This window comes from Candidatus Erwinia dacicola (assembly GCF_001756855.1).
Taxonomy (GTDB): domain Bacteria; phylum Pseudomonadota; class Gammaproteobacteria; order Enterobacterales; family Enterobacteriaceae; genus Erwinia; species Erwinia dacicola.
The window spans coordinates 1-2,879 of the sequence record NZ_MAYS01000466.1 but is presented as its reverse complement, the minus strand read 5'-3'; the positions used below and the strand labels follow the sequence as shown (position 1 = coordinate 2,879).

The window sequence follows — 2,879 nt, the reverse complement described above, 5'->3', positions numbered from 1 at the left end:
GCCTAGATTTTTATAGCATAGTTGCCTTCTTAACCGAATGCCATTGGTCGGCCGTTACTGAAGTCGTACATCAGGCAAAACAGCATCGCCGGAAGCGCGACGCGAAACACTAGGCGGTTAATCGCTTCGGTAATGCTTTCCGGCCAGTGACGCCAGTGCACCAGCAGCCAGCCAAGTGCAATCAGGACAAACAGCGGCATGGCGGTGCAGCAGCGTGGCTATCAGTGGCATGGAAACTCTGTGTCGCGACCGGAAGCACCTAGCAGATAAGGTTCAGGATTAAATCAGATTAGCGATACGCAGTTCAGCTTTTAGATAAGCGTAGTAAACCGGCGCAGCCACTACGCCAGTCAGCCCAAAGGCGGATTCAAACACCAGCATCGCCAGCAGGATCTCCCAAGTCTTGGCGCTGATGCGGCTGCCAAAGATGCGCGCATTAATAAAGTATTCCAGCTTGTGGATCAGGATCAGGTAAATCAGGGCGATCAGCGCTGCTTCCAGCGAAATAGAGAGACCGATCAGCACAATCACAGTATTGGAGATCAGGTTACCAATAATCGGCATTAGCCCGGCAATAATAGTCAGCACCACCACGGTTTTAGCAAACGGGAAATACAGCCCGAACAGCGGCAGGATGCCAAACAGGAAGCCGCAAGTCAGCACGGTATTCACCAGCGAAACTCTGATCTGCGCAAACACCACGTTGTGGAAGGCGGCAGCCAGCGTAGTCAGGCGATCCAGCATCGCCTGCTTCAGCGGTGCTTCCAAGCGCTGGTCGCTGCTGTTGCGCAGCGAGATAATCGCACCCAGCAGCATTCCAATAAGCATGGTGGTAAAGGTATGCGCCGCCGTGCGGCCAAAGGTCTGCACCACCACCAGATGCTCGCGCAGCCAAGTGACGACCTGATTTTGCAGTTCGTCGATGTCCGAGGGCAGATAGCGCACGATTACCGGCGACAGTGTGCGCTGGGCATCTTCAAGCAATTTGGTGGCGGTAGCGTGGAAAGCAGCGGGGTTTTGAAAATCGTGCAGCAGGAAGCCAATCAGTTTGGTGATGCCGGTCACCAGCGCAAGGATAATCACCACGCTGAGGAACAGGATGCTGATCCAGCGAGCAATTTGCCCTTTCACCAGCCGCTCAACCAGCGGGGTCAGGGCCAGAATAGTTTCGTAGACGATAAACCCAGTGAGAAAACAGGGCAGTAAACGCAGCGGGAAGATGGCGAACTGCGCGACAAAAATCAGAGCATAGCTGGCAGCCTGACAGAGCTGCGCCCGATTAACATTCCGTATTTCCATGACAAGTCCTGTCTTAGAAGGAAAAGAATAAAGCGAATTCAGACAGTATACTATGCCATACTAGGATTTAGCTGAACTAAGCGCGGATTTAGGACTGATGTTGTAGCAGATCCTGATACCAGCGCGTGGCGACGGCGGGATGGGAGTGAAGTCACCCTTTCAGATAGTTCCAGCCAACGTCGCGCAATAGCGGGTTGTCGGGAGCGCTGACCGGGCCCTGAGCCAAGCTGGCAATATTTCGGGCAGTATGAATACCGGCACTATCGCATCCAGCTGAGCCCCAAGAATGAATGCGATCGACAGACGTTCTTGATTGGCTGGCGGTGCCACGAGACGGTGAACCGTAGCGCACAGATAGCCGTTGCTAGCCAACTCCAACAACTCACCAATATTGACCACAACCGCCCCATCCAGCGGTATTGCGTCGATCCACTGCCCTAGGTGCAACTTCCACCTGAAGTCCGCGCTGACGGTCCTGTAACAGAAAACTGAGGAAGCCGGAATTTTTGTGTGCACCGCCCCCTTAATCTGAGGTGTTCTCTGCCTGTCCGGGATAGCTGATAAGCTTGATATGTTCGTTGGGCTTGTCGCCGTACAGCGGATCGAACGCGTCAGCAGGAAGTCCGAGGAGCATGGTGCCACAGCGTAGAGACAATAATACCGTCGCGGGTCAACGGCACCATCATTTTGCGCACAAAACTCTGGTTGGCCTTCAGACCATCAGCCAGAATTTTGCTGGTGCAGCGAAGCCCTTCGCGATCCGCCTTTGCAAGGCATAACACCATCTGCAGGGCGGAACGAATATCAAGCATGATGTGATCCTTGCTTTTTGCTGTTCATCTACGGATGAATAAAAATAATAAAAAGCATTTAAAATCAGTCAAATATAAAAACACTATTTTGATAATGTAACAAATATTGTTACACTTTTGAAGCCACCAACTAAGCGATATAAGCATGCCAGGCCTACGCAACAGGGGCAAACAGACTGATCGGAACCGACACCAGAAGGTACTAGATTACCCGCAGATAAAAACTGAGGGTTAATGAACCAAGCTGAGGTCAAGTCCGTCAAGGTGGTGTAAATTCACTTATAGCCTTCCGGTCCGGTAATGGCGGAATTGGACAAAGAGCTTACTCAAACAGTGCCATAATCTCTTCGTGCAGATGTGCCTTAGCAGACGGCTGATTCATCGCGCAAAACACCGTCACCAACAACATCACCAGCGTGGCAATAAATAGCAGGGGCACGTTTAGCATAGGATGCTCTGGGCCTCGACGCGCTGAGTGGTCGTAAAGCGCAGACGGTTGCCATTCATGGTCCATGACTTCAATAAGTTGTGGAGTTTAGCAACGCGCTTGCAAGACCAGCACTAGCACTCTCAGGGATTGAAAAATCCGTTATAGCCATTAATCAAATTGCCGTTTTGTCACCTTTCAGGCAAACTCTGTCACGCTTAAAGTTCGCAGTAACATGTTCGCCTCGCCCCCGCAATGGTTTCCATTCCCCAAAGCGTCAGGTAGACTGAGGCTTTGTTGAATAATAGGTAATCATGCTGTTTTAATATGACGGTTTTGGA

The 2,879-nt window shown here is 51.4% G+C and carries 4 protein-coding genes and 1 pseudogene; all 5 read right to left on the bottom strand.

Annotated features, from left to right (window positions below; translation table 11 throughout):
- Nucleotides 1-29: 29 nt before the first annotated feature.
- Nucleotides 30-200, bottom strand: a complete 171-nt coding sequence (locus BBW68_RS18450; RefSeq protein ID WP_148127665.1) for an AEC family transporter — start codon at nt 198-200, stop codon at nt 30-32.
- A 79-nt stretch (nt 201-279) separates the two neighbouring features.
- Nucleotides 280-1,299 carry an AI-2E family transporter gene (locus tag BBW68_RS12400; RefSeq protein ID WP_070135601.1) on the bottom strand — a complete coding sequence of 340 codons (1,020 nt, stop codon included), beginning with the start codon at nt 1,297-1,299 and terminating at the stop codon, nt 280-282.
- 159 nt (nt 1,300-1,458) lie between these two features.
- On the bottom strand, nt 1,459-1,815 hold the full coding sequence (locus BBW68_RS19215) for a 2OG-Fe(II) oxygenase family protein (RefSeq protein ID WP_187153688.1): 357 nt from the start codon (nt 1,813-1,815) through the stop codon (nt 1,459-1,461).
- 116 nt (nt 1,816-1,931) lie between these two features.
- A pseudogene (locus tag BBW68_RS12390) lies at nt 1,932-2,111 on the bottom strand (RrF2 family transcriptional regulator); the annotation flags it as partial.
- A 322-nt stretch (nt 2,112-2,433) separates the two neighbouring features.
- The gene (locus BBW68_RS20245) at nt 2,434-2,559 is read right to left on the bottom strand and encodes a hypothetical protein (protein WP_261791488.1); all 126 of its coding nucleotides are present in this window, start codon (nt 2,557-2,559) and stop codon (nt 2,434-2,436) included.
- Between the last annotated feature and the right edge of the window lie 320 nt (nt 2,560-2,879).